The 3,502-nt window shown below is 47.2% G+C and carries 2 protein-coding genes; one reads left to right on the forward strand and one right to left on the reverse strand.

Going from position 1 to position 3,502, the window contains the following annotated elements; translation table 11 throughout:
• Positions 1-606: 606 nt before the first annotated feature.
• Positions 607-1,467, forward strand: a complete 861-nt coding sequence (locus tag AC0UA9_RS16850; RefSeq protein WP_475661829.1) for an amidohydrolase family protein — start codon at positions 607-609, stop codon at positions 1,465-1,467.
• A gap of 1,241 nt (positions 1,468-2,708) precedes the next feature.
• On the opposite strand, the gene kdgR is transcribed toward AC0UA9_RS16850, so the two are convergent.
• On the reverse strand, positions 2,709-3,502 hold a 794-nt coding region (kdgR, locus tag AC0UA9_RS16855), incomplete at its 5' end, for a DNA-binding transcriptional regulator KdgR (protein ID WP_475661830.1).

Raw genomic sequence — 3,502 nt, forward strand, 5'->3', positions numbered from 1 at the left:
TCAGGCACAGGTTATGTAGCGAGGAATACCATGCGTTGAGAAACGAGATGCCTGTGTTTTGAAACATACTGTGGATTGGCAAAGATTGCCATGCGTTTAATCTGCGCAGCCAGCGCCCCCGCATATCTAACAACTTCATATAAATATGATTGGCCAGTTATGAATGTGACTGTTTCAGGACATCCGTTAATTTTCTCTGTCTCAACGGGTAACGCTTGCTCCTACGGCAATATAACGCCTGTGGTAGCACGCAATCAGGCTTCTTACCAACCTTTTCTCCGAGCTGGGCTGGTGAAAGGACGGGCTAACTGTAGCTTCTTAAAGAGAGGCAAATGTCAGTGCCCTGCGTGTATGAATATTGAGCTAAGCGCTTTGAAATGGCAGTCTCGACCCAACTGTCTTGCTGTTTTCACAGCAAACGATTGAACTAAGTCAGCGCGCCACGACGTTTGATATCGAATGATTTGATGAGCCTATTCTGCCCGAACAAATTAAATATTAACGCATCGGTTCGGCCAAGTAGCCGATTTCCATTGCCAGCCCAACGCTGGCCTTTGACATTAACCTCGAAGCGCCATCCATTTACTCATTCAGGGAGAAGTAACGTTGTCTATCCCTACGAATACTCGTCAATTAACAGGAGTTCCGCCCGCTTATAAGGCACTTGCAGGGGCAACCGACTGCCATATTCATCTATTTTTAGACGGCTTTGAAGCGCAGCGAGGCGGCCCCAAAATAGCTGAGCTGGCAACGGTTGCCGATTACCGAGAGGTTCAGCAACGGCTCTCGCTGGAGCGCGTTGTGGTGACACAGCCTAATGCCTATCAGTTGGATAATCGGGCTACTTTGCAAGGAGTGGAGGAAATTGGACAGGATAGCGCACGTGCGATTGTGGCCATTGCCCCGGATGCTTCCAACCAACAGATTGAGGCTCTACACGCACAAGGGGCGCGGGGTGCCAGGATTATGCAGTTGCCTGGCGGGGCTGTGGGAATTGAGGATTTAACTACCTTAGAAGAGCGAGTGCGCGCGTTTGGCTGGCACTTGATGGTGCAGTTCAATGGTCGCGAAATAGATGACTATATGGCTAAACTGAACGCGGTAAAAGCCGATTACATCATCGACCATATAGGCAAATTTATGCCACCTGTTGCTCCTGATGATCACCGAGTTGAGCAGCTTCTCCGCTTGCTGGATCGCGGCAATGCTTGGGTGAAAATTTGTGCTGGTTATGAAGCCAGTCTAAGTGGCGGGCCTGAGTATACTGATGTTGGACTTATAGCAAAGCGGTTAATCAAGCACGCACCTGAGCGAATAATCTGGGGCTCAAATTGGCCGCATGTTGGCGTCTCCCGCGAGCACTACCCGGATGATGCCGAACAGCTTGACGTGCTGCTGCATTGGGCAGATGTGGATACGCGTCAAAAAATTCTGGTGGATAACCCAGCAGCGCTATACGGCTTTTAAAGCGTTGTTTTATATAAAGATCGAGATTTTTGAATTTTTCGTGTGTTTTTACAAACGTGGCTTTTCATAAGCAATAAGGAATTAACATGTTAAATCGTATTCTAGTAACCGGCCCGGTGTCAGGGTAGTTGAAGTTCATCCCCAGTGATCAGGCGGACTGGGTGATAGGCTGATTTGATTCTATCGCCAGTTTGATGGCCGCTTCTCTGAATTCGTCGGTATAAGAATTGGTTTTCTTCTGAGTCAGGACACATTTCTACAAGTAGAAGATATAAGGCCTGGAGGTATCTACGAAACCTGGGGCACTCCAAACGACAGCTGACCCAGATCCAACAATACCAAAATTTCGCCTATTTTGAGATCGGCATCAGCCGGCGACAGATAGCTAAGGTTCTTTTCTTTCACAGCAGCACCGTTAGTTGCGAGATAAAGCATATCAATCTGAAATCTGACCAGTGGATATGTGCCTGAACAGGATCAGTTGACCAGTGATCAACGCTGACGTAGCGCTTGGAAAGTGACTAAGCGGCTATCAAGCCTGATTCGTTGGGTCGCTAGCCAATTAATGGACAAATTGGGCCCTCAAAAAATCAGCGGCTTCATGGCCAATGCAAACGGCGTTTATGTGAACTATCAGCGGATCTACGCGCTCACCTGGGTTGACAAGAAGCACGGCGGGGACTTATGGAAACGACTCTGACTGCCACGCCAACGGCGCTATCAGCGCCAGTTAACTAAACGGGTAGGGTTGGGCAAGGTCCCGCATCGGGAATTAAACAGCGCCCTGCCGAGGTGGTAGAACGTCGCCATATTGGGCGTTGGGAAGGCGACCCGTACCGCTCATTTCAGCGTGGTAGCAATGAAAACAACAATAGTTTGATTAGGCAGTATTTTCCTAAAGGTATTGGCTTCCGAAAAGTGGCTAATGCCGAGGTCTGAAGTTTCATCAATACGCTAAACTATAGACCAAGAAAGCGGTTGGGATACCGGCGAACCCCAGTCCAGGTCTTCTTAGATGAATGCACTGAAGCACTTGAAACCGCAGGTGCTGTATTAATTGGTTGAATTCAGTAAATAAGCGAAAAGCGGGTCGGGCTTGCGCTCGATCTGATTTTAAAGACGTAGGCCTAGCGCATGCAGTTTTCGTACTGAGTCTAAATCCTTATGTGTTGCGAATCAGTTGCTTTGGCCTTAGTTAAAGTAGTAAAAAATGTAAGCGATGGGTGTTGACATGTAAATTATCACTTTTTTGCATATCCAAGATTCTCTGAGATATTACGACCTGCCTCAATAAGTATTTTCTTGTATTCATTTGTTATTTCTTGATGGTAACGGATACTGGGAATCGACATACTCAAGGCCGCAATGGCTTTACCGTTATGGTCGAATATAGGCGTGGCGAAACAGCAGACTCCTTCATCCATTTCCTCAAGATCTTCTGATAACTCGCTTTTGGCTATAGAGCTAAGCTCTTTTTTTAAAACTTGCTCGGAAGTTACTGTTTTTTCTGTGCGAGGTTCGAGCTTTATATTTTGAAGTAATGTATCCAGCTGATTTTGTGGCAAATGAGCGAGTAGTGCCTTCCCAATCGAATTAGTGTAGGCCGGGCTACGGTCACCGATTCGCGTATGCATGCATAAATTGAAATGCGAATTGTACTTGTGGACATAGACGACTTCGGCAGTGCTGGTGTCTAAAGTACCTAGGTGAACAGCCTCTCGTGTCAGTTTCGATAGTGAGGCCATGGCAGGGTCTGCCGTTTTAATGAGATCTACATTGCCTAATGCCGAGCTCCCCAGTACGAATACCTTCATCGTCAGTCGGTATTTTTCGCTCTCTGGATTTTGCGTAACGTAGCCAAGGTTTTTTAAGGTCTGAAGAAAGCGATAGGCCGTACTTTTGGACATTACAGCACGTTGTGACAAGTCCGCCAGGCTAGATTCTCCCACGGCATCCAAACCCTCAAGAATAGCTATTACTTTAAGCACCGCCGTTACATTGTCGCCTTTCATATCAGATGTCATAAGCTCCATGG

The sequence above is a fragment of the Colwellia sp. F1 genome, from assembly GCF_056238625.1.